General features: G+C 70.9%; 24 protein-coding genes. 9 read left to right on the top strand and 15 right to left on the bottom strand.

Annotated features, from left to right (window positions below; all coding sequences use genetic code 11):
- Positions 1 to 64 precede the first annotated feature (64 nt).
- From ACLHRZ_RS01975 to ACLHRZ_RS01995, 5 genes are all read left to right on the top strand, one after another.
- Positions 65 to 751: a response regulator transcription factor gene (locus ACLHRZ_RS01975; protein WP_490416453.1), complete on the top strand. Its 687-nt coding sequence runs from the start codon at positions 65 to 67 to the stop codon at positions 749 to 751.
- Positions 744 to 2,261: a sensor histidine kinase gene (locus tag ACLHRZ_RS01980; RefSeq protein ID WP_490416405.1), complete on the top strand. Its 1,518-nt coding sequence runs from the start codon at positions 744 to 746 to the stop codon at positions 2,259 to 2,261. Before ACLHRZ_RS01975 ends, ACLHRZ_RS01980 begins: the two co-directional genes overlap by 8 nt.
- Before the next feature lie 254 nt (positions 2,262 to 2,515).
- Positions 2,516 to 3,154, top strand: a complete 639-nt coding sequence (locus ACLHRZ_RS01985; RefSeq protein WP_490416406.1) for a hypothetical protein — start codon at positions 2,516 to 2,518, stop codon at positions 3,152 to 3,154.
- A 77-nt stretch (positions 3,155 to 3,231) separates the two neighbouring features.
- Positions 3,232 to 4,284, top strand: coding sequence for an LCP family protein (locus ACLHRZ_RS01990; RefSeq protein WP_490416407.1), 1,053 nt, complete (start codon positions 3,232 to 3,234; stop codon positions 4,282 to 4,284).
- A 92-nt stretch (positions 4,285 to 4,376) separates the two neighbouring features.
- On the top strand, positions 4,377 to 4,676 hold the full coding sequence (locus tag ACLHRZ_RS01995; protein ID WP_490416408.1) for a hypothetical protein: 300 nt from the start codon (positions 4,377 to 4,379) through the stop codon (positions 4,674 to 4,676).
- A gap of 256 nt (positions 4,677 to 4,932) precedes the next feature.
- On the opposite strand, the gene ACLHRZ_RS02000 is transcribed toward ACLHRZ_RS01995, so the two are convergent.
- The 7 genes from ACLHRZ_RS02000 to ACLHRZ_RS02030 all read right to left on the bottom strand — a co-directional run bounded on the left by ACLHRZ_RS02000 (position 4,933) and on the right by ACLHRZ_RS02030 (position 11,626).
- Positions 4,933 to 5,244, bottom strand: coding sequence for a hypothetical protein (locus ACLHRZ_RS02000; protein WP_490416409.1), 312 nt, complete (start codon positions 5,242 to 5,244; stop codon positions 4,933 to 4,935).
- Positions 5,241 to 7,241 carry a glycosyltransferase gene (locus ACLHRZ_RS02005; protein WP_490416410.1) on the bottom strand — a complete coding sequence of 667 codons (2,001 nt, stop codon included), beginning with the start codon at positions 7,239 to 7,241 and terminating at the stop codon, positions 5,241 to 5,243. The genes ACLHRZ_RS02000 and ACLHRZ_RS02005 overlap by 4 nt, the downstream gene beginning before the upstream one ends.
- Positions 7,242 to 7,272: 31 nt before the next feature.
- Entirely contained in the window at positions 7,273 to 7,434 is a 162-nt protein-coding gene (locus ACLHRZ_RS02010) for a hypothetical protein (RefSeq protein WP_490416411.1), read from the bottom strand.
- Between the two features lie 137 nt (positions 7,435 to 7,571).
- Entirely contained in the window at positions 7,572 to 8,066 is a 495-nt protein-coding gene (locus tag ACLHRZ_RS02015) for a hypothetical protein (RefSeq protein WP_490416412.1), read from the bottom strand.
- A gap of 251 nt (positions 8,067 to 8,317) precedes the next feature.
- Positions 8,318 to 9,013 carry a response regulator gene (locus ACLHRZ_RS02020; RefSeq protein ID WP_490416413.1) on the bottom strand — a complete coding sequence of 232 codons (696 nt, stop codon included), beginning with the start codon at positions 9,011 to 9,013 and terminating at the stop codon, positions 8,318 to 8,320.
- Positions 9,010 to 10,011 (bottom strand): SPFH domain-containing protein, encoded by a 1,002-nt coding sequence (locus tag ACLHRZ_RS02025; RefSeq protein WP_490416414.1) that lies wholly within the window; start codon positions 10,009 to 10,011, stop codon positions 9,010 to 9,012. The genes ACLHRZ_RS02020 and ACLHRZ_RS02025 overlap by 4 nt, the downstream gene beginning before the upstream one ends.
- Positions 10,012 to 10,087: 76 nt before the next feature.
- A complete protein-coding gene (locus tag ACLHRZ_RS02030) occupies positions 10,088 to 11,626 on the bottom strand; it encodes a glycosyltransferase family 39 protein (protein ID WP_490416415.1) in 1,539 nt (512 codons plus the stop codon).
- 255 nt (positions 11,627 to 11,881) lie between these two features.
- Here ACLHRZ_RS02030 and ACLHRZ_RS02035 point away from each other — a divergent pair, with 255 nt between their 5' ends.
- Together ACLHRZ_RS02035 and ACLHRZ_RS02040 are read left to right on the top strand one after the other, a co-directional pair.
- Positions 11,882 to 13,057, top strand: a complete 1,176-nt coding sequence (locus ACLHRZ_RS02035) for a sensor histidine kinase (RefSeq protein ID WP_490416416.1) — start codon at positions 11,882 to 11,884, stop codon at positions 13,055 to 13,057.
- A 117-nt stretch (positions 13,058 to 13,174) separates the two neighbouring features.
- Positions 13,175 to 13,480 carry a WhiB family transcriptional regulator gene (locus tag ACLHRZ_RS02040; RefSeq protein WP_490416417.1) on the top strand — a complete coding sequence of 102 codons (306 nt, stop codon included), beginning with the start codon at positions 13,175 to 13,177 and terminating at the stop codon, positions 13,478 to 13,480.
- Between the two features lie 101 nt (positions 13,481 to 13,581).
- Here the strand turns inward: ACLHRZ_RS02040 and ACLHRZ_RS02045 are convergent, their stop codons facing one another.
- The 3 genes from ACLHRZ_RS02045 to ACLHRZ_RS02055 form a co-directional block, all read right to left on the bottom strand.
- Positions 13,582 to 14,283 (bottom strand): response regulator, encoded by a 702-nt coding sequence (locus ACLHRZ_RS02045; protein WP_490416418.1) that lies wholly within the window; start codon positions 14,281 to 14,283, stop codon positions 13,582 to 13,584.
- Positions 14,280 to 15,548 carry a sensor histidine kinase gene (locus tag ACLHRZ_RS02050; protein WP_490416419.1) on the bottom strand — a complete coding sequence of 423 codons (1,269 nt, stop codon included), beginning with the start codon at positions 15,546 to 15,548 and terminating at the stop codon, positions 14,280 to 14,282. Before ACLHRZ_RS02050 ends, ACLHRZ_RS02045 begins: the two co-directional genes overlap by 4 nt.
- Positions 15,549 to 15,829: 281 nt before the next feature.
- Complete coding sequence (locus ACLHRZ_RS02055; RefSeq protein ID WP_490416420.1) at positions 15,830 to 16,507, bottom strand: response regulator; 678 nt, start codon at positions 16,505 to 16,507, stop codon at positions 15,830 to 15,832.
- A gap of 458 nt (positions 16,508 to 16,965) precedes the next feature.
- Between ACLHRZ_RS02055 and ACLHRZ_RS02060 the strand changes: the two genes are divergently transcribed.
- Positions 16,966 to 17,631, top strand: coding sequence for a response regulator (locus tag ACLHRZ_RS02060; RefSeq protein WP_490416454.1), 666 nt, complete (start codon positions 16,966 to 16,968; stop codon positions 17,629 to 17,631).
- Between the two features lie 133 nt (positions 17,632 to 17,764).
- On the opposite strand, the gene ACLHRZ_RS02065 is transcribed toward ACLHRZ_RS02060, so the two are convergent.
- On the bottom strand, positions 17,765 to 20,215 hold the full coding sequence (locus ACLHRZ_RS02065) for an RICIN domain-containing protein (protein ID WP_490416421.1): 2,451 nt from the start codon (positions 20,213 to 20,215) through the stop codon (positions 17,765 to 17,767).
- 49 nt (positions 20,216 to 20,264) lie between these two features.
- Positions 20,265 to 20,717, bottom strand: a complete 453-nt coding sequence (locus ACLHRZ_RS02070; protein WP_490416422.1) for a cupin domain-containing protein — start codon at positions 20,715 to 20,717, stop codon at positions 20,265 to 20,267.
- A 330-nt stretch (positions 20,718 to 21,047) separates the two neighbouring features.
- Between ACLHRZ_RS02070 and trpC the strand changes: the two genes are divergently transcribed.
- Positions 21,048 to 21,848, top strand: coding sequence for an indole-3-glycerol phosphate synthase TrpC (gene trpC, locus ACLHRZ_RS02075; protein ID WP_490416423.1), 801 nt, complete (start codon positions 21,048 to 21,050; stop codon positions 21,846 to 21,848).
- A gap of 54 nt (positions 21,849 to 21,902) precedes the next feature.
- Here the strand turns inward: trpC and ACLHRZ_RS02080 are convergent, their stop codons facing one another.
- The 3 genes from ACLHRZ_RS02080 to ACLHRZ_RS02090 all read right to left on the bottom strand — a co-directional run bounded on the left by ACLHRZ_RS02080 (position 21,903) and on the right by ACLHRZ_RS02090 (position 24,368).
- Entirely contained in the window at positions 21,903 to 22,451 is a 549-nt protein-coding gene (locus ACLHRZ_RS02080; protein WP_490416424.1) for a GNAT family N-acetyltransferase, read from the bottom strand.
- A gap of 85 nt (positions 22,452 to 22,536) precedes the next feature.
- Positions 22,537 to 23,190: a response regulator gene (locus tag ACLHRZ_RS02085; protein WP_490416425.1), complete on the bottom strand. Its 654-nt coding sequence runs from the start codon at positions 23,188 to 23,190 to the stop codon at positions 22,537 to 22,539.
- Complete coding sequence (locus ACLHRZ_RS02090) at positions 23,187 to 24,368, bottom strand: sensor histidine kinase (RefSeq protein WP_490416426.1); 1,182 nt, start codon at positions 24,366 to 24,368, stop codon at positions 23,187 to 23,189. The genes ACLHRZ_RS02085 and ACLHRZ_RS02090 overlap by 4 nt, the downstream gene beginning before the upstream one ends.
- Between the last annotated feature and the right edge of the window lie 24 nt (positions 24,369 to 24,392).

Raw genomic sequence — 24,392 nt, forward strand, 5'->3', positions numbered from 1 at the left:
TGGCCACCAAAGAGTCTTAAGACGACTTAAGGAGTAGATGTATATATCTGCCATCCTGGTCGCCATGAACATCCTGGTGGTGGAGGACGATCCGCAGGTCGGTGCGGCGCTGCGGCGCGGGCTGGAGGCCGAGGGATACACGGTGGACCTCGCCACGGACGGTCTGACTGGGCTCCAACTGGCCCAGCGCCGTTCCTACCGGGCGATCATCCTCGACATCATGCTGCCCTGCGTGCACGGCTACCGGGTCTGCGCGGAACTGCGCGCGGCCGGCGTGCACACCCCCGTCCTGATGCTCACCGCCAAGGACGGGGAACACGACGAGGCCGAGGGCCTGGACACCGGCGCGGACGACTACCTGACCAAGCCCTTCTCCTACGTGGTGCTGTGCGCCCGGCTGCGGGCACTGATCCGCCGCGGCGGCGGCACCGGCGGGGAACTGCTCCGCTGCGGTGACCTGTGGCTCGACCCGGCCACCCGCCGCTGCGGCCGCGGCGACACCGAAGTGGCCGTCACCCCGCGCGAGTTCGCCGTCCTCAAGTGCCTCCTGCAGGCCCCGGGGACCGTGCTGTCCAAGACCGACGTCCTCGACGAGGTGTGGGACATGGCCTATACGGGCGGGACGGCGATCGTCGAGGTCTACATCAGCACCCTGCGTCGCAAGATCGACGCACCGTTCGGCCGGCACTCCATAGAGACGGTGCGCGGCGCGGGCTACCGGCTGGTCGAGGACGGTCCCGTGCATGTTTGACCGGCTGCCCACGCGCGTCCGCACCGCTGCCCTCGCCGGACTGGCGGCGCTCGTGGTCTTCAGTGGCGGGGCGTGGTGGCTCCAGCAGCAGCTGTACACCGCGTGCTACGCGGACACCGTGGACAAGGCCCGGGTCCAGGCCCGCGCCGTGGCCCGCAACATCATCCTCAGCCAGCGGGCGAACGGCATCTCCGCCGACCAGTCGGACTGGCTGTACCTGGTCCTCAAGCCCGACGGCAGCATCGGCACCGAGGGCAACGGCGCCGGCAGCTACCGGGGGCTGGCGGAGCAGTTGCCCGCCGCGCCCGCCGACGCGCGCCCGGACTGGACCGACACCCGCACCGTCCGCTTCGGCGCCCCCGAACCGGCACCCGTCGGCGCGTCCCCCGCCACCGACCCGGACACCGGCACCATCAGCTTCGCCGCCGAGCCGACACCCGGCGACGGGACCCCCTCCTCCGCCCCGCTCGCCCACCGCACCCTGACCCTCGTCGCGGCCTCCGTCGACGTCGCCCAGGGCGAGTCCACCATGTTCGGCCGCTCCGGGGGCCGTTACACGGTCTACGTCGTCGTCCTACCCGACGCAGCCCAGGCCGTCGTCGACGGCCTGGCCCCCTCCCTCCGGACAGGCGTCCCCGTGGCCACCCTGATCGTGGCTGCCACCGCCTACGCCGCCACCCGGCGCGCCCTGCGCCCCGTGGAGGCGATCCGCTGCGAACTCGCAGAGATCAGCGAACGGCAACTGGACCGGCGCGTCCCCGTCCCGCGCGCCCGGGACGAGATCTCCCGCATGGCCGTCACCACCAACGAGACCCTCGACCGGCTGGAGCACGCCGCCGAGCAGCAGCGGCGCTTCGTGGCCGATGCCTCGCACGAGCTGCGCAGCCCCGTCACGGCACTGCGCTCGCAGCTGGAGATCTCCCTCGCCCACCCCGAGAAGACCCCTTGGCCGGAGGCGACCCGCCACGCGCTGACGGCCACCCGCCGCATCCAGGCACTCGCCGACGACCTGCTCTTCCTCGCCCGCCCCGATGCCGGACGACAGCAGGACGCCCTGGTCGACCTGGCAGGCCTGGCCCGTGAACTGGCCGACGAGGCCCGTACGGTACGGCCCGACGGGCCTGCGATCGACGTCCACGCGCCTGCGACCGTTCCCGTGCGCGGCCACGCCCTGCACCTCATGCGGCTGCTGCGCAACCTCCTCGACAACGCGGTACGCCATGCGCGGACGGCCGTCACCGTGTCCGTCGAAGGCACCGGGGACATCTGGCATGTGCAGGTGCACAACGACGGTCCGGCCGTCGAACCCGCCGACCGGGAACGGATCTTCGAGCGCTTCACGCGGCTGGACGCGTCCCGCAGCCGGGATGCCGGCGGCAGCGGCCTGGGGCTGGCCATCGCGCGCGACATCGCCGTGCGGCACGGCGGACGACTGTACGTCTCCCCCGAACCGCCGGGCGGCGGGGCCGTGTTCGTGCTGGAGTTGCCCTTCGGCGACCCGGTGGGGTGATCAGACGCGTATCCAAAGAGGACGGCGACCGGCGTCACGTTCGTACACACGGCCAGAGAACCAGGCGGCGGACGACCCGGTGGCAGTGACCGAACACGGTCACTGCCACCGGCGCGTTCGGGATGGGCACATCGACTCCTGACCGACACCGGTCATCTTTTGCCGACCGTTTCCGGCACAGAGCCTCTCTAGCGTTCGACCGTGGGCCGGAGCACCGGACCACGCGAACCGACCGACAAGCGACACCGAGGACCATGAGGCTGCTTCCCGACCACCACGTGACGACGGCAGTCCTTTACTCCCTGACCTTCGCCGCCTGCGCCCTGCTGTCCGGGGCGCTGGCCGGGTTCGTCACGGCGCCGGCCGCGCGGCACCGGGTGCTGCGCGGACCGTCCCGTGCCGGCGAAGTCCTGGGGGCCTCGGTCCTGTTGGCGCTGTCGGTCGCCCTGCTGTGGCCCCTGTGGGACCGCACCCCGGGTGACGGGGCCGATGCGCTGACCGTGGCACATCTGCTGGCGTCGGCCGTGGGGCTGGGCGTGCTCACCTCCTGCGGTGCCCTGAACCGCTGGGGCGGCGTCCCGGTCGTGACGGCTTTGGCCGCCCTGGCCCTGGCGGCCGTCACCGGCGGCTGGACCGCCTGGACCGGGCCGGGCTCGGACCGGGCGCTGTGGGGCACGGACTTCGGCCTCGCGGCACTGGTCAGCACGGGCGCCGCGGTGTGCGGCACGACGGTGGCCACGGCTGCGATACGGTGGCGCGGGCCGCGGCCGCCGCACGTGCTCGTACCGGTCGTGCTGACCCCGGCGCTGGCCGCCGCGGTGGCCGCGGGCACGCTGGCGGCCGTCCCGCACGCAGCGGCAACCGTCCACGTTCCAGCGCTGCTTGGGAGCTGACCCGGGTCATCCTTGCATGCTCCGCAGTCAACTTTGGAGAGCGTCCCCCGGCGCCGGCCGCCCCTAGCGTCGCTGGCATGTCATCGAAGAAACCCTCCCGCCGCAGGGCGTTGCGGATCACCGTGTGGAGCGTGGTGGGCCTGCTCCTCGCCGGCATCATCGGCCTCGGCTACCTCTACTTCCGGCTCGACCACAACCTCAAGGGCGTCGACATCGACGCCGCGCTGGGCGACGACCGTCCTCGTGAGAGCACCGACGGTTCGTTGAACTTCCTGGTGCTGGGTTCGGACTCCCGGGCGGGCGACAACGGCCGGTACGGGCACGACGGAGGCGGCGCCAGATCGGACACCGCCATGGTCGTGCACGTGCACAAGGGCCACCGCAAAGCCTCGATCGTCTCGATCCCGCGGGACACTCTGGTGGACCGGCCGGCATGCCCGTACAACAGCGGTGGCACCGCGCCCGGAGCACGTCGGGTGATGTTCAACGAGGCCTACGCCATCGGTGGCCCGGCCTGTGCGGTGAAGACCGTGGAGAGCATGTCGGGGATCCGCATGGACCACTTCTTCGAGGTCGACTTCACCGGGTTCGAGCAGCTGGTGGACCAGCTCGGCGGAGTGGAAATGACCGTCAAGCAGGCCCTCAAGGACCGGGAGAGCGGACTCGACGTGCAGGCCGGCCCGCAGACCCTCGACGGGAGGACGTCCCTCGCTCTGGTGCGCACCCGGCACGCGGTCGGCGACGGCAGCGACCTGGGCCGGATCCAGCTCCAGCAGGGGTTCGTCAGGGCCCTGGTGCAGCAGACCCACGCCATCGACCTGTTCGGCAACCCCGTCCGCCTCTACGGACTCGCCGACACCGCGACCCAGTCGCTGACCACCGACTCCGAACTGGCCTCCGTGGACAAGCTGCTGGGCTTTTCCCGCTCCCTGAAGAACCTGCGCGCCCCGGACCTGCACCTGGTGACACTGCCGGTGAGCCGGGACACCATCGACCCGAACCGTGTGGTGGCGATCCCCGGACAGGCCCGGCAGCTGTGGGAGGCACTGCGCGCGGACCAGGAGATCCCCGCCTCCGTCACGCAGAACTCGGCGGGCGAGGAGTCCAGGGCCAAGGACCTCATCGACTGAGCTTGCCCCCGTCGGGGACGGTGCGGCAGCGGAACCGCAGTGCGGCCGCCCGGGAGCCGGGTACTGTCGGTTTCACCACGAAGGAGGGCACCGTGACCGCACAGCCCGAACAGCGTCCCGTGCCCGAGCCGCCGACCATGCGCACGCTGCCAGAGCTGCGAGCGGCCCTCCGGGCTCACGGCCGCCCCGGCGACCTGGGGCAGTTCGCGGAGGCGATGGAAACGGCCGACCTGGACGACTTGACGACGGTCCGGCGGATCACGCAGCACTACCGCCACCGCGTCCTGCTGCGGCTCGACCCCGTGGGATCGGCTGCAGTGGGCCGGTCGGCCGAGGACGTCACGGCCGAGCTGCGGCGCAAGCTCGCCGACGTCGCCGGCAGCGCCCGGTGACCGACGCGCGTTCTACTCCGACGCCGCGGACAAGGCCCGAGTCGCTCTGACCGGCAGCGAGCGGACCGCCGTCGAGGCCGTCAGGATCTCCTTGGAAACCGACCCCCGGCAGGGGCACTCCATGCCGGGCAACGATATACAGGTCGTCGTTCTGCTACCGGAGCCCCGACAGAGTCGGCCGAGGCCCTCGGCCCGGCTGGCCCCGGTCACCAGGGCAGCTCGCGGGCGTGCAGCCACCGCCCGCCGTCGCCCAGCCCTACAGCCAGCGCCCGCCCCCGGGTTCGCGGAACAGCGCCGGAGTGCCCACGCCCCGACCCTCGAACCGCAGGGGGCCGGGCGTTCCGGTTCCCCCGGCGGCGAGCAACGGCTGCACGGGCCCCTGGACCGAGAAGGCGGCGAGCTGCCCGGAGGCGAGCCGCAGCAGGACCAGGCCCCCGCCGGGGCAACGTTCCGCGCAGCTGCTCCCGTAGGCCTTGCGGTGCAGCGCCTGCCCGACCCTGCGGTCCCCCGGCCGACCCGGTTCCGTACACCGCAAGGACCCGGTGCTTGTCGTCTGGGAGTCGCTCACCCGGCGCTGTCCTGCTCTGCAGGGGCCGGTATGGCGTCAACGGCGTTCACGGACAGTTCGTTGGAGGGGGTGAAGAACGGGCGGACGCGCACCGGGCCACGGTCCGCGTCGGTGACCTCGATGTGCGGGTAGACGTCGACGCGCTTGCGGTTGACGATGTCGTCGAGCAGGCGTCCGGCGCGGACGGGCTCCTCCTCCGCGCGGGGCACGAGCCACAGGTCCCAGTCGTCGTGCGGTCCGGCCCCGGCGCTGCCGAGGTCGACCGCGGCGAAGCGGAGCGTGAAGGTGCGCGGGTCGTGCCGGCCCGGTCCCGGGGCCCGGACCTCCAGCAGCAGTTCGAGGTCGGCCGCGCGGGCGCTGCGCCGGGCGCGCAGCACAGCGGTGGGCCGGTCCGCAGGAGGCCCGCAGTCCGGTCCGAAGAGCCGCCCGGTGACCGTGACCGTGCCCTCCTCGACGGCCACATCAGTGATCTCGGCGTGCCGCTCCCGTCTCCACACCCGCAACGCAAGCCTGCCGTCGACGGTGGCGTACGGGATGGACCAGCTCAGCGGCGCCGGGCCGGGATTACCCCGGAGCAACAGTTCCGCGGTCTCGACCACCCCTGCGGTCAGCGGCACGGCCGCCCGCCCGGGCACGTCCGCCGTCAGGTCCCAGTGCCCTTCTGGGAGTTCCGTCATGTCCGTCTCCACGTCGAAGGCCCAGCCGCCGTCGGCCCCGTTGCGAAAGAGGCGGACCTCGTCGGCCGCCCTGCCGCGCCGTCGCAGGACGAGCGTGGTGTCCGCGGGCAGCATCCCCACCGGGCGCAGCCGGATGCGCAGCAGGCCCGGCCTGAGCACCGTGCAGTCCGCCACCGGCGGCTCGGTGCGGGCCAGGGAGGCGAACAGCCACTCGTAGCGGGCGACGATCCGGTGGGGGGCGAAGCGTCGGACGGCGAGCCGGCCCGCGGCGCCCATGCGCTCGCGCAGCTCGCGGTCCTCGACGAGGGTGCGCAGCGCGCCCGCGAGCGCCTCTGTGTCACCGTTGGGGACGAGCAGTCCGGTGACGCCGTCCTTGATGATCTCTCGCGGCCCGTGCGGGGAGTCGGTGCTCACTACGGGCAGCCCGCACTGCATGGCCTCGGCCAGGGGCATCGCGGAGGTTTCGCGGACGGCGGCACCCACGGCGATGGCGCCCTTGCACCACTCGGTGTCCAGCGACGCCCGGGAACCCATCAGGCTCACGTGGTTGTACAGGCCCCGGTCGTTGATCAGGCGGCGCAACCGTGCCTCGTCCGGGCCCCGGCCGTAAATGCGCAGTCGCCAGTCGGGATAGTCGGGAAGGAGCCGGGCGAAGGCGTCGATGACGAGGTCGAACCGCTTGGTCCGGGCCAGTCTCCCGGCGGCCACGACCAGTGTGGCGCGCTGCCGTGGCGGGGTGACAGGCGGTGCCGGAACGACGTTGGGGATGGCGGTGATCCGCACTGCGGTGTCGCCGAAGTGCTCCCAGTGCAGCCGGGCGTCCGCCTCGGTCAGCGGCACCACCGCATCCAATTTCCGGTAGACGGCGTCGAGTTCAGTGCGCATCTGTCCCCGCGCGGCACGGAACCCTTCGTGTTCCTGGGCCACGCGCAGGTACGGGGCGTCCGTGCGGGCCGCCAAGTAGGCGGACAGGCCCGGCCGGGTGGAGACGACGACCTGGGCATCGGTCTGGCGCAGGTAGTCGCCGACCCGTTCGTCGGCGAGCCGGGTGTAGCCGGGGGCGAAGCCGTCCAGGTCGAGGAAGACGCGCGACGGCTCCGCGTGCAGGGGGTGTGCCTCGTCGCCCGCTCCCGGCCGCCGGTCCACCAGGGGCACCAGTTTGACCCGCGGGTCCAGTGGCAGCGCGGGCCGGTCGGCGTTGCGGAACACCGACACGATCTCGACCTCGTGCCGCTCGGCGAAGGCCGCTGCGAGGTTCGCCGTGGCGCGGACCACCCCTCCGATGGCGTAGGCGTTGTGAATCAGGAACACGACCTTCATGCCGTTCCTTCCGCTCCTTGTGCTGTTGCCGTCAGGCGAGTTCGTTCACCACCACGGACAAATCGTTGTCCGTGGTGTAGTACGGGCGGACCGCGACTTGGGCGGGCTCCGCGCCGTGCCGGAAGAGGTCCACGGGGGCTGTTTCTGCGACGGTCAGTTCCGCGAAGCGGTGGATCGCTTTGCCTCCCTGCACGTCGTCCAGGAATCGCCCCACCCGGACTCGGGACGGGTACGGGTGGGCTGCCAGGTGGAAGTCCTAGTTCTCCTGCCGGAGCAGCCTGTTGTGCAGCCGTTCACGTGTCGGCACCAGGCACTCGAAGTCCCGTCCGGTCACCCGGACATCGCCCGCGACGAGTGACGTCCTGGGGCTCCGGCGCCGGCGCAGGACGAGGGTGAGTCGGGCCGCGGCGCGTGCAGGAAGTCGTCCTCCTGGGGCCAGAACTCCACGTCGCAGCCGAAGCGCGTCACCCGCACCACCGCATCGCCCGTGGCCGCCCGCCACGCGCGCGCCGACGCGCCCGGCCGTAGCCGCCCCGGTCGGCCCCCTCCGCCGACCGGGGCGATGTAGCCGGGGTGTTCGCGGCAGGACGCGCGCAGGGCCGCCTCCGCGTGGGGACGGTCCTGGGCGCGCACCGCGGCGACGGTGGACCGCAGGGCCTTGCCGCGGACGCAGACGTACCACAGGGAGGCGTCGCCCAGCGCCAGGCAGGCGTGTGCACGGTTCGCCACCGCGAGGACGCGGACACAGCGCCGCTTGCCCCACTTGCAGACGCCCTGGGCCACCCGGCGCCGGATGCAGGCGGGCAGCCTGCGGTAGAGCGCCACCGGCCACGCCCTTCAGGGCTGCGGGCGGCGCGGGGCCCAGCGGTCATCTGATTCTTCCTGCGTTCGGTTCGGGGGCGCCGTGGCACCCGCAGGGCGTCTGCCCTGTCGGCTGCCGGACGGCGAGGGTCACGCTCGTGTCGGTCCCTCGGCGGCGCCCTGGCCTGTACTCGTCACGCTAGGACCGGCCACCGTGACGCAGCGTCGGAGAAAGTGGACAGCGGATGGACGAACGGCACGGCCGGCAGGCCGCGTCAGTCTCCGGACTCCCACGGGTCCTCGCCCAGTCCGGCTTCGAGCACGATCAGGGCGGCCTGGGTGCGGTTCTCCAGGCCCAGCTTGGCGAGTGCGCGGGAGACGTACGTCTTGACGCTCGCCCCCGAGAGGCCGAGCCGGTAGGCGATCTGGTCGTTGGTCATGCCGGACCCGACCAGCGCCAGCACCCGATGCTCGCTCGCGCTCAGCCGGGTGAGCAGTTCCTGTGCCCGTTCCTGTCCCATGCCCGTGCTCTCCTCCGACCGGCTCAGCAGCAGGGTCAGCACGTCCGGGGAGACGACCCCGGTGCCGGCGGCCACCGAGCGCAGGACGGCGGCCAGTTCGGCCGGCCGCAGGTCCTTGCCCAGCAGCCCTGCGGCGCCGGAGGCCAGGCAGCCCAGGGTCCGACCGTCGAGGGGAAAGCCGGTGAGCAGCAGCACCTTGGGCGGCTCCGGCAGCTCCAGCAGCCGGGCGGTGCACTCCGTGCCGTCCATGCCGGGCATGCGCAGGTCCACGACGGCGATGTCGGCGCGCAGTTCGCGGCACCGGTCCACCGCCTCGGCACCGCTCGCCGCTTCGGCGACGGTCTCGAAGTCCGGGAAGGTGTCGATCAGTCCGCGCAGTCCGGAGCGCATCAGGGGCTGGTCGTCGACGACGAGGACGCGCACGGGCGGCCGGGCCGCGGGCGGCGTCATTCGTCGGCCTTCGCCACGGGCGGCACCGGGGCGGCAGTCCGGGTCGCGTACAGTGCGAGGGTCAATTCCCGGACGAACCTCTTGCGTTCATACGCGTCCCACTCCACGGCATCGCTCCGCGTCAGCCGCGCGGTCGCGGCCTCCACGGTCCCGGCCACCTGGTCCAGCACCGCTTCCCGGTCCTTCGCCTCCAGTACGGCCAGCTGCCTGCGGCGCACGGCGTCGGCGACCTCGGGTGCGTAGCCGAGCCGGACGACCTGGACCGAGAGGACCTCGATGCCCACGGCCCCGGCCCCGTCCGCGACCGTCCGGGTGAGTTCGTCGCCGAGCCCGGAGTCGGCCCGCAGCGAGGGGCCGTCCTGCAGGAAGCGGTCGCAGGGCAGGGCGGAGAACGCGCGGCTCGCCGCCGCCTCGACCACGTTGCGGAGGTATGCGGTGTGTTCCGTCGTGCTCAGGCAGGCGCGGGCGGTGTCCCGCACCTGCCAGGTCACGAGCAGGGACGCACGCAGCGGAACGCCTTCGCGGTCGGTCGCCTGCACGTCGTCACTCCGCCAGTGGTGCACGCGGACATCGACGCGGCGGCGCAGGTGCAGCGGATTCGTCCACACCAGTCCCGTCCTGCGCACCGTGCCGCAATAGCGGCCGCAGAACGTGAGCACGAGGGCGCTGCCGCTGGGCACCCGGGCCAGCCCGCTGAGTGCCACGACGACGACCGCGACGGAGGCCACGGCGACGAAGGCGCCCAACGTGGTATGCGCGGCAAGCGCATTGCGGGGTGTGTCGGGCACGAGGTACTCGGCCAGTCCGGCGGGGAGCAGGCCGATCGCCGGCCAGGCGGCGGCCATCGCCCCCGCGCATGCGGCGATCACGGCCGGCCGGCCGGAGGGCGCCTTGCGCAGCTGCTCGGCCGGGCCGGCGTCGGCACCGGTCGGGCGCCGACCCGCGCCGTGCACCTCTGTGCGGGTCGGTGCAGGGGCGGTCTGTGCGGACGGCTGCACAGTGACTCCTTCGGGACGGGGAACAAGGGCCGTTACAGGTGGGGAGGAACAGGGGGTGTCACAGGTGAGGTCCTTGTCACTCATCGCTCTCCTGCAAGGTCATCAGCGTCAGGGTGAGCCCCGGCGGGTGCAAGGTCTCGGCGGTCTCGTAGTAGGTGCGCAGCACGTGTGTCTTCTGCGGCGGCACCGGCGGTGCCCCCTGGACCGCGTCCTGCGTGAACGGGCCGGAGTTCTCACCGGCGGTGAGTACCCACAGCCGCAAGGGCGGGTTGTCGCCGAGGCATTCGGCGTAGTCGGTGCGTTCCACCGCGTACGGGCTTCCCGCCTCGGCCGCGGTGCGGTCGAGGAACACGTCGCGCGGCAGCCGGTCGCCCAGCAGGCGCGCGAGATCCTCGTCCAGGAACCCCGTGCGGCGCTCCCCGTAGACCATCGCGTCGCCCCACTGCTGCCGGTCGACGATGATGCCGGCCGCATCGGAGGAACCGGTATGGCCCGCCGCACGGTGGTTGGCCACCTGGTCGGGAGCTCCTGCCGCCGCCACCGCCACGACTGCGCCGACCGCCAGCGCCCGCGGACGCACAGCAGCGAGCGCCGCTCCGGCCAGGACCGCCCACACCAGGACGGTGAACATCAGGCAGCGCGGCACGTAGGACGAAGTCCCGCCCTGCGAAAGGCCCCACAGAACCGGGACGGGTAGCAGCGCCACCACCGTCAGGACGGCGACCTTGGACCGGTCGTGGCGCAGCCACGCCAGCGCCGCGAGCACCAGGACGGCCCCTGCCGCCCACGACGAGCAGAACACCTGTGCCCCGAGCCAACTGCCGCGGGCGAACGGGTCGTCGGCACCGATCATGTCGGCGAGCGACGGGCGGTGCGGCCAAGAGAGCTGCGCCTCTTGCTGCCGCCGGCCGAGCAGCAGCAGCGGCGAGATGGCCGCCACCGCGCCCACGACGGCAGGCACGAAGCGCAGGGTCCGTCGGTCGCGCGAGCACCGCCAGGCGGCGATCGCGGCCACGGCATGCCCGGCGATCACGCAGAGCGCCACGGCGTGGCACACGCCGGTGAAGGCCAGCGCCGCGCCGTAGCACGCCCACCGCTGCCAGGTCGGTCTGGCCAGCGCTCTGAACAGGGCCAGCGTGGCCAGGGCGGCCGCGAACATCGCCAGGCTGTACGGACTTGCCTCCTGGGCCGTCCGGGAGACGGCCGGAACCACGGCGACCACCAATCCCCCGAGCGTTCCCGCCCAGTAGCCGAACATCCGCGACCCGAGCAGCGCCGCCGTCCCCGCAGCGGCAGCCGCCGCCAGCAGCGACGGCGTACGCAGGGAGACCGCTGAGTCGCCAAAGAGGTGTACCCAGCCGTGCATGAACGCGTAGTACGGGGCGTACACCTCATCAATCTCGCCAGCCGACGCCACGAGCCGACCCGGGAAGCGGGTGGCGGCGCTCCAGGTGGCCGGCTCGTCCCGCCACACCTCGGCACGGCCGATCCGCCACACGCCGACCAGCAACGTCAGCAGTGCGGGGCACACCCAGACGGCCGGGCGGATCCTGCCGCCCGCGCCACGCTCCCAGCCCAGCAGGCGAGTTCGCTGCGGCGGCGGTGTGGGGATCATGGCGCGGACGTTCCGTCTCTTCGAGGGTGCGGTGCGGGGGCGGCGCCATGGCAGAGGCGCTGAAAGGGCACTGCGTCAACGTTATGGATGCATTCACCACGCAGCAGGCGCCTTTGGTTGGTCCCGTGTCCTCCTTCGGTGATCCGCCTCCACCGTTTGCCGCCCGGGGCGGTCGGCGGCGGAACCTACGCTCCTGGCGACGACGAAGGTGATGAAGAACGTGACGAAGAACGTGACAACCGGAGCAGGGCACCGATGATTTCCGACCGCCGGAACCGGCAGCGGTGGAGCGATACGCGCACGATCGACATTGCGCTGGCAGGAGCGGTCGCGGCGCTGTCCTGCGTACTGATCACTGTGGTGGGCGGTACGGGCCTGATCCCCGGCTATCCGCTCAGCTGCGCCGCCGCCACCGCGGCAGCGGCCGTGCTGGTGGTCCGCCGGAGGCATCCCATCGTCTGTGTGGCCGCGGCGCTGCTGGCCACCTTCGCCTCGGACGAGCGCACCCCGCTGATCGTCGCCCTCTACTCGCTGGGCCAGTACGGCGGCCGCATGCGCTGGCCCACCGTCGTCGGCACGGCCTGCCTCTACTTCACCACCCGGTGCTTCGTCGGCACCGCCGCCTCGTCGCTCCAGGAGCTGGGCCACGGGGTGGCGGTGGACATCTTCCTTCCGGCGCTCATGGGCGAACTGCTGCGCAAGGAACGGTCGCTGCAGGCTCTGCTGCGCGACCGTCTCCGCCACGCCGAACTGACCGCGGAGCACGCCGCCCGGTTCGCGGCTCTGGAGGAGCGCACCCGCCTCGCCTACGACATCCACGACAACGTCGGCCACCAGACCTCCGTGCTGGTGCTGCACGCGGGCTGCCTCCAGCAGGTGCCGGACCTGCCGCCGCCGGCGCGCGCCGTCGCAGAACGGATCACGGACACTGCCATCGCGGTCATGCACGAACTCCGCTCGGTCATCAGGGTGTTGAACGACGAGGACGCCGACGGCCGGCCTGCCCGCAGGCAGCTCCCGTGTGCAGAGTTCCTGCCGGTCCTGGTGCGGAACATGGAGGTGGCCGGGATGGACATCACCTACCGGGTGCGGGGCACCCGCCGGGAACTGTCCTCGGGCGCCGATGCGGTGCTGCACCGTGTCAGCCGTGAGGCTCTGACGAACGCGGCCAAGCACGCCCCCGGCGCCACGGTCACCGTGACGCTGGAGTTCACCGCCACCGACGTGTCCCTGTCGGTGGAGAACGGGCCGTCCTCAGCCACCGGGCGGGCCCGCGACTCCGGCGGCCTGGGGCTGAGGGGCCTGCGCGAAGCCGTGACCGCCGAAGGAGGGCGGCTCGAAGCCGGTGTACTGCCGGACGGCGGCTACCGCCTCAGAGCCGTTCTGGACGGCTCCGGGTCCCGGTTCAACCATGGGTCGCAAATCGATTGACGGGATCAACTTATCGCGCCGTTCGCCCGCCCGACCGTCGGTTAACTTCGCTATTCAGTCGACGAAATTCAGTCGACGAACGAAGCAGTTTGACGAAGCAGTTTACGGAAGATCCCGGTGAAGAAGAGAATTCATCTGCCCATACGTGCCATAGCGTTCGACGTCGACGCACTCGACTGGCAGTCCGATGCCGTATGTTCACAGACCGATCCCGATATCTTCTTCCCCGTCCGGGGGCAGTCTTCCGGGCCCGCGAAGGAGGCGTGTGCGATCTGTCCCGTCCGGGAGCCCTGCCTGGACTACGCGCTGGCCAACCACGAAACGCACGGCATCTGGGGCGGCACGGCAGAACACGAGCGCCGCGCCCTGCGCAAGGCCGGCCGGAACAGGCCGGAACGAGGACCGGGCGAGAGAGCCGGCTGAAGGCGGTCGGTCCAGGCGGGCCCCAAGCCACACGGAGCCCGGTCGGCTGAGGCCGACCGGGCTCCGAACACCATGCAATCCGGCCCGATGCCGGACACCCGCTACGGCTCCGGCGTCCGCGCACCGGTGGCGGGCGGCTGCGCTGCGCCGGGCCCGGCGATCCCCATCTCGTACGCGATGATCGCGGCCTGAGTGCGGTTGTCGAGCCCCAGCTTGGCGAGGGTGCGCGAGACATAGGTCTTCACACTGGCCCCCGACAGCTCCAGCGTGCGAGCGATCTGAGTGTTCGTCATGCCCGCACCCACCAGGGCGAGGACCCGGCGCTCGCCCTGGCTCAACAGCGTCAGCTTCTCGCGCGCCCCGTTGAGCCGGATCGGTGTGCGGTCCGCGGCTTTGCGCACCAGGCTGGTCAGTACCTCGGGGGCGATCACCCGGCCGCCCAGGACGACCGTGTGCATCGCGGCGAACAGCTCGTCGGGGCGCAGGTCCTTCAGCAGGAACCCGCAGGCCCCGGCACGCAGCGCCTCCAGCACCCGGTCGTCGGTGTCGAAGACGCTGAGCACCAGGATGCGGGGTGGCTCGGGCAGCCGGCTCAGTCGGCGGGTGGCCTCGACCCCGTCGATCCGGGGCATGTTCAGGTCCATCAGCACCACGTCGGGCCGGTGCGCGGTCACCTGCGGCAACGCCTCGGCGCCGTCGCCCGCTTCGCCGACGACCTCGAATTCGTCGGAGGAGTCGATCAGCGTCGTCAGACCCATCCGGATGATGGCCTGGTCGTCCACGATCATCACGCGAATGGTCATGCTGCCCATGCCCCCTGGTACCTGGAATTGCCGCTTCGTTCCTGCTCCGGCCGGGCCGGATCGCCGGTCACCGCCGGCTCGTCCCCGGCCGGTGGCGGCGTCGGGAGCGCCGCCAGCAGCCGGAATCCGCCGTCGCGCAGCGGGCCGGCGCTCAGCCGCCCGTCGGCCCGCTCGACCCGCTCGCGCAGGCCGGCCAGTCCCATCCGGCCGGAGCTGTGCAGAGGTGCGACGCCGGAGGGCCGGCCGTTGCGTACCTCCAGCGAGACCAGTCCGGTGGCGAAGGTCAGCTCCGCCCGGACAGCAGCGCCCGGTGCGTACTTGACCGCATTGGTGAACGCCTCCCGGCACAGGCAGTACAGGAGTTGCTCGGTGGCCGGCGGCAGCGGACGGGCGACGCCGTGCAACCGGTACTCGGCGGCCAGGCCGGCCTTCGACATGTTGCGCACGAGACCGGACAGGAACTCGGCACAACTCGCAGGCCCGGTGGGGGTGGTGTGCTTTCCACTGGTGTCCCGCAGCGTACCCAGCATCTGCCGCAGATCGGCCATCACCCGCTCCGCCGACTCCTGCACGGCGACGGCGGCCGTGTGGGCGTCCTCCGGCAGGCCGGGCACCCGCTGGAGCGAACCGGCGCGCAGGACCAGGAAGGTGACCTCGTGACCGATGTGGTCGTGGATGTCGAACGCCAGCCGGGTCCGCTCTTCCAGCAGGGCGAAGCGGGTCGCGCTCCGCACCGTGTCCTCGGCCCGGTCCAGCCGCTCGCGCAGCAGGTCGCGCAGCTCCCGCTGGTGCCGGGCGAGCCCGCCGAGCACCGCGGGGAAGCCGATCTCGACGACGACGCCGTAGAGGAGCTGCTGGTAGCTGTGGGCGGCCATGCCGATGGAGTACCGGGTGGCGACGTACGCGACGGCGGTCGCGGCGACGAGCGCACGCCGACGCTGCCCGCCGTAGCGGGTCGCGGCGTACGCGGCGGCGATCAGCAGGGTCCGCTCGTCGGAGGCGAAGCTGGCGACGAGCCCGGCCAGCAGGCAGAGCTCGGGCCTGCGGCGACGCAGCACGAGGGTCGCGGAGGCGCCGACGGCGATCGCCGCGGCCACGGGGTAGCTGTGCACCAGGCCGGTGCCGCTCACGGCCTCCGTGCGCAGCTGCACACAGGCCGCGACCGCGACGAGCAGCGCGATGCCGGCATCGCGCAGCAGGCGCCGGTCGACCGCACGGGGCAGGAAGGGGGGCGGGCGCAGCCGGAAGAATTGTTCAGCGTGCATCTGGGTGTGTATCTCCGAACAGAAGGCCGAGGCGACAACTCCCCCGGATCCGTTCTTCACTCAAGCACCCGTCGACACGGACGAGAACGACTGAACGTCGGCCTTCGACCCCCGACGAAAGTAGGGCAGTGCAGCTTGCAAGAGGAGCGCTTTCGCCGCCGGTCCTTGGCACACGGGCCGATACCCGGCAGTAGGATGTCCAGAGCATGACAATCAGAATCGCCGCAGCGCAGGGCCCCCGTCGGCGAAAGACGACGGGGCGCCCTGCGCCACCGGGCCCGTCAGATCAGGCCGTGGTCCCGCTCACTGTCCGCGAGCCCGGCTTCGTAGGCCAGGAGGGCGGCCTGGGTGCGATTGTCCAGGCCGAGCTTGGCGAGCATCCTCGAAACGTAGGTCTTCACGCTTGCCTGCGACAGGTGAAGCCGGCGGGCGATCTGCGCATTGGTCAGACCCGCGCCGATCAGCCCGAGCACCCGCCGTTCGCTGCTGTTGAGCCCGCACAGTCGCTGTTGCGCGCCCGCACCGTTCTCCCGGTCGCCCGCGGAGGCCCGCTGCACGAGGCTCTCCAGCGCTTCCGGCGCCACGACCCGGCCGCCCGCCATCACCGTGCGCAGCGCGGCGGTCAGCTGCTGCGGACACAGGTCCTTCAGCAGAAATCCGGCAGCGCCCGCCTCCAGGGCGTCCAGCACCCGGTCGTCGACGTCGAAGCTGGTCAGCACCAGGATTCTGGGCGGACTGACGAAGCGCATGAGCCGTTCCGTCGCCACGATTCCGTCGGCACGCGGCATCCGGATGTCCATGAGCACGGCATCGGGGCGGTGGGTACGCGCCTTGGCGAGCGCCTCGAAGCCGTCACCGGCCTCCGCGACGACCTCGAATTCGGGGGTCGATTCCACCAGCAGGCGCAGGCTCGACCTGATCGCCTCCTGGTCGTCGACCACCATGACGGATGCGGGCACTTCGGCTCCTTTCACTGCCACACCGGCCTGAAAGGCCATAACCAGCCTGAACATTGCCAGCCCGGAATTCGTCTCCAGAAGGGCCCAAGGTCCTCTGCGCGGGGGGCCGAAGTCCTGGCACCGTGAATTCCCTTGCCGCGCCGACCGATTACACCGTCGGCAGCCGATTGGGGAAGCCAAAAGGTGATACCCGCCGGTAATTCGACCTTTGCCTCTTCCTTGAACCCTCTTGGGATACAGTCGGGCAAATCCCAGAGCAACGCCGGATCCACTGCCCGGTCGGCACCCACGAGCACGGAACCGGCGTGCCCCGAAGGCCGAAAGCAGCAGCTCCCATGGCCCACTGTGCCAGCGTCCCCCACAACAGCCCCCAGGATGCGCCGGATACGGCGCCGATCGTCGCGCGTCCGGAACGGCCGTCATCAGCGTCGATCGTCGGACAGCAGCCCACGACACGGGTGTTGATCGCCGATGACGCCCCGCTCGTGCGCTACGGCCTGCGGTCGATGCTGGACGCGAGCGACGGGATCACCGTCGTCGGCGAGGCCGCGGACGGTGTCGAGGCCGTCGCGGAAGTCCGCAGGCTCTCCCCCGACCTCGTCCTCATGGACATCCGGATGCCGCGTATGTCCGGGCTGTCCGCACTGCGGCAGATCGGCGAACTGCCGCGCCCGCCCGCCGTGGTGGTCCTGACCTCCTTCGCCCTCGACGACTACGTGGACGAGGCCGTGGCCGCCGGCGCCGTGGGCTTCCTGCTGAAGAACTCCCCGCCCCGCGAACTGCTGGCCACCGTGCGCCGGATCGCCCAGGGCCACGGGGCACTCTCCCCCGAGGTGACGCGCCGCGTCCTGACCACCGCCCGCGACCGCGGCCCCCGCCTCACGCTCGCCCAGCGCCGGCTGCTGCACCGGCTCACCGACCGCGAGCGCGACGTGCTCGCGCTGCTCGGCACCGGCATGTCCAACCTCCGCATCGGCAAAGTCCTCGGCATGGCCGAGGGCACGACGAAGGGCCACGTCAGCCGCATCATGGCCAAACTCGACGCCGACAACCGGGTGCAGGCCGCGCTGCTCGCCTACCGGGCCGGGCTGTCCGGGGAAGGCCCGGACGGCGAGGAGGTCTGACACGGCGCACCGCTTCCAGCGGCCGCGATGTGCTGCGGACCGCCCGTGAACACGAAGCCGATTGCACCGGCCCCGGCGGCCATGGCCACGTCCGTGTCACGGACGGTCCGCAGTCCTCAGAGCTTGGCGAACATCACCGCTTCACCTCGGTGAACAGCCAGCTGCTGCTGGGCGTTGCTGCGGGAACGAGTTCCAACAATGCGCCTGCCGACGTGGAGTTGTCCTTGACGGCCAGTTTGGGCTCCGCCCCGGAGTAGCTGAGGATGCGGTAACTCCCGTCATCGTTCGGCCACATTCTCAAGAGCACCCGGGCCGCTCCCAGGTTGCAGGGCCCCTGCTCCATATGGCGGCTGTCGTAGTTGATGAGGCAGAGACCGCTGTTCTTGTTGACGAACTTCCTGTACGGGCCGGTTCCGGAGTCGGAGATGACCAGCTCCCACTCCTCGCTCGGACCACCGGCGCGCTGCTGGACGATATCGGCACCCGGGCCCTTGTCGCCGTCCTTCACCGCGACGTCGAGGCCACTGTTGGCGTTGGTCAGCCGGTAGACCTTGCCCGGTTCCGGAACGTCCGAGTACCCCGCGTACGGGATGGTGATCGGCTTGAAGTCGGACGCCGGCACGAGCGCCTCGAGTTCGGCATCGGACGGCATCGAGTTCTTCGGGTCGTCCGCGAGCAGGTCCCGCTTGAGTCCGTCGAACCTGTCGTCGTACCAGCCGGATCCGCCGACAATGGGCTTGAGCGCTTCCTTGTTCTTGTTGAGGTATCCGTTGGTGAACCGGGCGAACGGGGTGGCGGGCCCGCTCGCCGTCCGCTGCCACAGGACGCGGGCCACGGTGCCGTGCGTATCGACCACATACGCGTCGTTTGTACCGGGAATCGGCACGAACGCGGTCAGGTCCTTGGTCATCCCCGCGTCCCTCAGCCCGTACCAGTTGGTGATCGGGCCAGTGCCGTTCTCCAGACGCGGCTTCGAGGTGTCCATGACCAGCTGCTGGTAACGGTCGGAGTTGAAGATGATGTGCCGGGGCCTGTACTGCGATTGATTTGTGCCACCGTCTGCCACGGCGTAGAACCCGTTGAAACCGCCGCTGAGATCGAACTTGTCGGCGTTCCAGCCACTTTCGACGAGGCTTCCGGGGCTGCTGGGATCGATCACTGCATAGCGGTTGCCGTCGAAGAAGTAGAACTTCCCGTCCCCGCGGGGGAACGACGCGTACACCTTGCCGAAGGCACCGCCCGCGGTGTTCTTCAGCGCGGGGAACTCCTCCTGGATGTCCCTAAGACCACGGACGACTTCGAGCCCACCCTTGGAACTCACCGTGACATGGGCGACCTTGGTGTCACTGAACCAGTACACCTTCCCCGCCCCCTGGCCCGGCATGGGGACGATGGCATCCGCCCAGCGAATGCCGGCCTTCTTGAGCTCGGGGAACCGGTCGCCCAGCGGCTGGCGCCGGTCCTCCTCGGGCTTCTCCAGCGCATACTGCTTGAGCTCTCCGACCGCATTCTCGGTGAGCTCCTTCTTGGCCTCCGAGGCGAATTCGTCCAGGTTCTCGCGCAGGCCGTCCCGCATCTTCTTGCGGTTCTCCTCGACCTTAGCCTTTGCCTTCTGCTGCTCGGCCGGAGAGAGCTCCTCGAACCGGGCGTCCATGACGGCCTCGGACAACGCCGTGACACGGGCCGCGTCCTGCTCCGCACGCTGCCACGACTCCTCCAGACCAGGCACGACCACGTCCTTGAGGTTCTTCTCCAGATGCTCCTTCCACTGCTTGTCACGCCCCTCTCGCGCCGTGCTCGCGGCATCGGGCACCGGCGGCTTGTTGAATTGCCCCCAGATCATGGACACCAGCGCGGTGGCCAGGCCGATGGCCGCACCGACACCGGGCAGGGCGACACCGATGGCGATGGCGTGCAGGGCGACGATCGCCAGCGAGAAGTTCACCCAGTCGTGCTGCTGGGCGGACAGGTACATGCTGTAGGCAGGGCCCCACATCGAGGTGGTCAGGTTGAAGGCTCCGCCGACGGTGAGGGCGAACGCCGTCCAGTCCGTGTCATGGGCCGCAGCGAGGTTGGCGCCGAAGTCGGCCGGGTTCGGAATGTTGATGTAGTCGGTCCATGCCCGATTGAGTTCCTTGGCAGTCTTCTCGAACGGTATGTAGACGTACTTGTCCGGGGCGTCGAGGTATGTGTCCAGGTCGTCGGTGAACTTGCCGTCATTCTTCTTCAGCCGGTCGATGTCCTTGCGGGACTGCTCCAGCAGCTCGAAGTAGGACTGGCGTTTGAACGGCTCGTTCGGGGTCGGGTTGCCCGACTCGACCTGGTCGAGGAATCGCACGATCTGCTTGTGGTGATCGGCCTCCATCTCGGTCGACCCGAGATGTTCGAGGACCTGCCGCTTGAACTCCGGGTCCAAGGGGAGTCCCGTGGCGCGCGCACCGGCAACGGGGGACTCGGCGGCCGCAGTTAATGCCGGTGTGTCGGATGTACGGTGAGTGCCGGCGGCCGCAGGCTGGGCAGCCAGCCCCGCACCCACGGCGAGAACGACCGCCAACGCGGTGTTCCGCAGCGTTCTGCTGAGCATAGGGATCCTTTCCCGGTTCACCGTCGGCGGTGCCGTCGGTCACCGGTTCTCATAGGTTCGTGGTGTCCTTGTCGCACTGCGCAAGGTCGTTCTCCGCGAGCGGTTTGCCCTCAGGCGTCACATAGGTGACCCAGAGCACGACGTCCTCGGTGCCCTTGTTGTAGCCCTGGTGCACATAGCCGCTGCCCTCGATCACCGAGTCCCCGGCCTTGTAGGTGTGGGTGCCGCCCGACCTCAACTGGTGGGTGAGCTCCCCCTGCTGCACCACTCCGACCAGGTTGCCGTAGTGGCAGTGCCACCCGGTGCCGCTGCCCGGCGGAATCGTGATCTTGCGGAAGTTCACCTGAGCGGGGCCGCTCACGTCGATCCCGACCGGGTCGTCCTGCCGGCCCGCGGCGTGTTCCTCGACGGAGATCTCCCTCAGCTGCGCGTCCATACGCTGCTCGCTCGCGTTCGCCGGGAAGGAACTTTCCACTCCGAACGCGACTGCTCCCGCGGCCATCGCACAGATCATTCCTGTCAGCCATTTGCGCATTCCCACACCTCACCCCTCGGACGTCCAGCTGGACTTCTATGCTGGAAATCCCGGCGTTCCGCACCTGTCGGCAAAGGTTGTAGGTGCTGCCCCCTTGGTGGTCTCGCCCGCCTCCGACCGGCCGCCGGGAACGGTGACGAACGAGCCCCGGCTTTCTTCCGGTTTCAAAACCGGCGGGGAATCGATCGAAGAATTGCCCGGCATCGGTCAACTTTTGCCGCAGCCAAGGCCGAAGAGTCACTGTTACCGTGACCGGCACTGCCCAGAGCAAGGCCCAGACAAATGGATGGTGCACCCATGACCGTGCTCGACGACCTGGTGGCCGGCGCGACGGAGGACTTCCTCAGGAGAGAGGAGTCCATGCCCCTGCCGGTGCTGCGGGACCGGGCGTTGGCGACCGTCCCCGCACGCGACGTGGTGTCAGCTTGGTCCGGCCCGGACGTCGCGGTGATCTGCGAGGTGAAGCGGGCCAGCCCGTCCAAGGGCCGGCTGTCCCGCATACCCGACCCGGCCCTGCTCGCGGCGGAGTACGCGCGCGGCGGGGCCGCCGCCATCAGCGTGCTCACCGAAGAGCGCCGCTTCCTGGGCTCGCTGGCGGATCTGCGCGCAGTACGGAGGTCCGTCGGTGTCCCCGTGCTGCGCAAGGACTTCATCGTCTCCGCCTACCAGGTGTGGGAGGCCCGTGCCTGCGGTGCCGACCTGGTGCTGCTGATCGTGGCCGCTCTGGAGGACGCACAGCTCACGGAGTTGTACCGGCTGACGACGGAACTGGGTATGACCGCCCTCGTCGAGGTGCACGACGAGGCGGAGGCCGAGCGCGCGGCCGCCCTGGGCGCGGAGCTGATCGGCGTCAACGCCCGCAACCTCAAGACGCTCGAGGTCGATCGCAGCGCCTTCGGCCGCATCGCACCGCTGCTGCCGGACTCGGTGGTGAAGGTGGCCGAGTCCGGTATCCGCAACGCGCAGGACGTCGCGGCCGTCGCGGCTGCGGGGGCCGGGGCCGTCCTCGTCGGCGAGGCCGTCGTTACCGGTGGCGACGCCGCGGCGACAGTGGCCAGGCTGGTCGAGGCGGGCCGGGCCGGGAGCCGCACCCGCTGAACCGGAGCCCGGCGACCTGGGCCCTCTGCCTTGCGGCAGCGGTAGCCGGCACGTTCAACCGTGTGGATTGAGGCCGGGGCTGAGGTGGAGCACGAAGGTGGACATGCGGAGTCCTGGTACGGGTTCGAAGTCAGCCGCGTGGTGGAAGCCGAGGCCGGTGTACAAGGTCGTGGCAGGCCGGTTGGCCGCGCCGGTGCCGACTCTCACTTCGCCACCGTCGATCACCTTGCTGAGCAGGTGGTTCAGCAGCCGGGTGGCAAGGCCACGTCGAAAGAAGTCGGGGTCCACGCAGACCCGGTCGATCCGGGTGACATGCGGGTCCGTGTCGGTGTGGGTCTGCCAGGCCACGAAGGCCGCCACCCGTCCGTCACCGGTGGTCACGCCCAGCCAACGCAGCGGGCGGGCCTGGAGCTCCTGGAGCGATTCGCGCAGAGCAGGGATGCTGTCGAAGCCGATGACGTCGGCCTCGACAGCGTAAGCGCGCCGGCCTGCCACGTACACGGCGGCTGCGGTTGCTGCATCATTCAGATCCAGCTCACGGATCAGCAGGCCGTCCGTCGCCGGCCTGCAGGACGGGACGGGAGCCGGGGTGTCGTCGGGCATGTGCTGATGCTAATCGGCCTGACCGTCCCGCCACGGGTGTGGCTATTCCACGCCGTAAGTGCTTCGACCGGGGTTGCGCCCCCGCTCAGGGCAATCCGAGGCCCGCGTCGCGGGCGAGCAGTGCCGCCTGCACCCTGTTGTCGACGCCGAGTTTGGCGAGCACCCGGCTGACGTGCATCTTGACCGTGGCCTCGCTGGTGAACAGGCCGGCGGCGATGTCCGCGTTGGAGCGGCCCTGCGCAAGCAGCTCCAGCACGTCCCGCTCGCGGGGGGTCAACGTGTCGATTTTGCTGCGGACTTCGGGGGAAGCGGTCCTGGGGCGGTGGCGCAGCAGGTCGAGGATCTGCCGGGTGACGGCCGGGGAGAGCATGGCGTGGCCCTCGGAGACCTGGTGGACGGCGCGTACCAGTTCGGCGGGGGGCGTGTCCTTCAGCAGGAACCCTGCCGCCCCTGCCTCCACGGCGTCGCTCACGTAGGCGTCCAGCCCGAAGGTGGTGAGCACGATGACGGCGGGCGGCGAGGGCTGGGCGAGCATGGCGCGGGTGGCCGCGAGGCCGTCCATCCGCGGCATCCGGATGTCCACCAGGGCCACGTCGCAGGCGTGGACGCCGGCTGCCACCACGCCCGCCCTGCCGTTGTCGGCCTCGGCGACGACTTCGATCTCCGGGTCGTCCTCCAGGACGGTGCGCAGCCCGTAGCGGACGAACTGGTCGTCGTCGACGATCAGGACCTTGATCACGGCTCCTCCGGAGCGGACGGGGACGGCGCGGACCCTTCGCGGTGAATGGGCACCTCGGCGCGGACCAGAAAGCCGCCGTCGGGGCGGGCTGCGGCCCGGAAGGTGCCGCCCAGCACGCGCAGCCGCTCGGCCAGTCCGACCAGGCCGTGGCCGCCGGAGGGCAGGTCCGGTCGGGGGGCGGTGGTGGCAGGCCCGTTGGTGACCTCGATGCACACCGTGTCCGTCCCGCGCCGGACGTCGACGGCGACGGCGGCGCCGGGGGCGTGCTTGAAGGCATTGGTGAGGCATTCCTTCACGACCCGGCAGACGGTGACCTGCACGGCGGCCGGCAGGTCATCAAGGGTGCCGCTCACTGTCAGAGCGATGTCCATGCCGAGGTGGCGGCAGTCCTCGACGATCGCATCGAGGTCGGCGGCGGTGGGGACCGGCTCCAGCGGCGCCTCCCCCATGGCCTGACGCGCCGTCAGGACGTTGAGGATCTCGCGCAGTTCCTCCAGGGCCTGCACCCCGGTGCGGCGGATGCGTTCGGCCTCGGTACGCACCCGGTCGGCCCCGCGGTCGGCGCCGGCGCTGAGGATGCCGGCGGCGAGCACCATGTGGCTGACCCGGTGGGCGACCACGTCGTGCAGCTCACCGGCGATACGGGCGCGCTCGTCCGCACGGGCCTGCTCGGCCATGAGGGCCTGCTCGCTCTCCAGGACGGCCGCCCGCTCCTTGACGCTGGCGGTCAGCTGCTGCTGCGTCGCCGCGTACAGGCCCACCAGCAGCGGCCCGGCCACGAACGCCAGACCGTGGAACACGTCCAGCCCCCGTCCGCCCGCCTGCGCGGACCACGTCTGGGAGCCCAGCGCCACGACGAACACCGTCACCAGGATCCGGGGCCGGGAGCGGTAGTGGCCGCCGACGGTGTAGAGGGCGGCGATGAGCGCCGCCGGGACGTAGGCGACGATGTGCCCGACGAGCACGCCCGCGGTCACGGCCAGCGGCCAACGGCGGCGCCACAGGACCAGGGCGCCCAGCAGCCCCGACACGACGGCCGCCGGCTCGGGGTGGCCGGTGAGCAGACCGGACCGGGGCAGGACCATGGAGTCGCCCACGCCGTAGGCCGCGGCCGCCACGGCGACGGCGACGTCCGTCGCGGACGGGCGCCAGGCGTGCTGCGGTTCCGGAGGTTTCATGCGGTGTGTTCGTTCGGTGGGAAA

Source organism: Streptomyces sp. AM25, from assembly GCF_058146165.1.

Coding starts and splice junctions, on each gene's coding strand:
- ACLHRZ_RS01975 (WP_490416453.1), top strand. CDS start 65: ATGAACATCCTGGTGGTGGAGGACGATCCGCAGGTCGGTGCGGCGCTG.
- ACLHRZ_RS01980 (WP_490416405.1), top strand. CDS start 744: ATGTTTGACCGGCTGCCCACGCGCGTCCGCACCGCTGCCCTCGCCGGA.
- ACLHRZ_RS01985 (WP_490416406.1), top strand. CDS start 2,516: ATGAGGCTGCTTCCCGACCACCACGTGACGACGGCAGTCCTTTACTCC.
- ACLHRZ_RS01990 (WP_490416407.1), top strand. CDS start 3,232: ATGTCATCGAAGAAACCCTCCCGCCGCAGGGCGTTGCGGATCACCGTG.
- ACLHRZ_RS02005 (WP_490416410.1), bottom strand. CDS start 7,241: ATGAAGGTCGTGTTCCTGATTCACAACGCCTACGCCATCGGAGGGGTG.
- ACLHRZ_RS02020 (WP_490416413.1), bottom strand. CDS start 9,013: ATGACGCCGCCCGCGGCCCGGCCGCCCGTGCGCGTCCTCGTCGTCGAC.
- ACLHRZ_RS02030 (WP_490416415.1), bottom strand. CDS start 11,626: ATGATCCCCACACCGCCGCCGCAGCGAACTCGCCTGCTGGGCTGGGAG.
- ACLHRZ_RS02035 (WP_490416416.1), top strand. CDS start 11,882: ATGATTTCCGACCGCCGGAACCGGCAGCGGTGGAGCGATACGCGCACG.
- ACLHRZ_RS02045 (WP_490416418.1), bottom strand. CDS start 14,283: ATGACCATTCGCGTGATGATCGTGGACGACCAGGCCATCATCCGGATG.
- ACLHRZ_RS02050 (WP_490416419.1), bottom strand. CDS start 15,548: ATGCACGCTGAACAATTCTTCCGGCTGCGCCCGCCCCCCTTCCTGCCC.
- ACLHRZ_RS02065 (WP_490416421.1), bottom strand. CDS start 20,215: ATGCTCAGCAGAACGCTGCGGAACACCGCGTTGGCGGTCGTTCTCGCC.
- ACLHRZ_RS02070 (WP_490416422.1), bottom strand. CDS start 20,717: ATGGCCGCGGGAGCAGTCGCGTTCGGAGTGGAAAGTTCCTTCCCGGCG.
- trpC (WP_490416423.1), top strand. CDS start 21,048: ATGACCGTGCTCGACGACCTGGTGGCCGGCGCGACGGAGGACTTCCTC.
- ACLHRZ_RS02080 (WP_490416424.1), bottom strand. CDS start 22,451: ATGCCCGACGACACCCCGGCTCCCGTCCCGTCCTGCAGGCCGGCGACG.
- ACLHRZ_RS02090 (WP_490416426.1), bottom strand. CDS start 24,368: ATGAAACCTCCGGAACCGCAGCACGCCTGGCGCCCGTCCGCGACGGAC.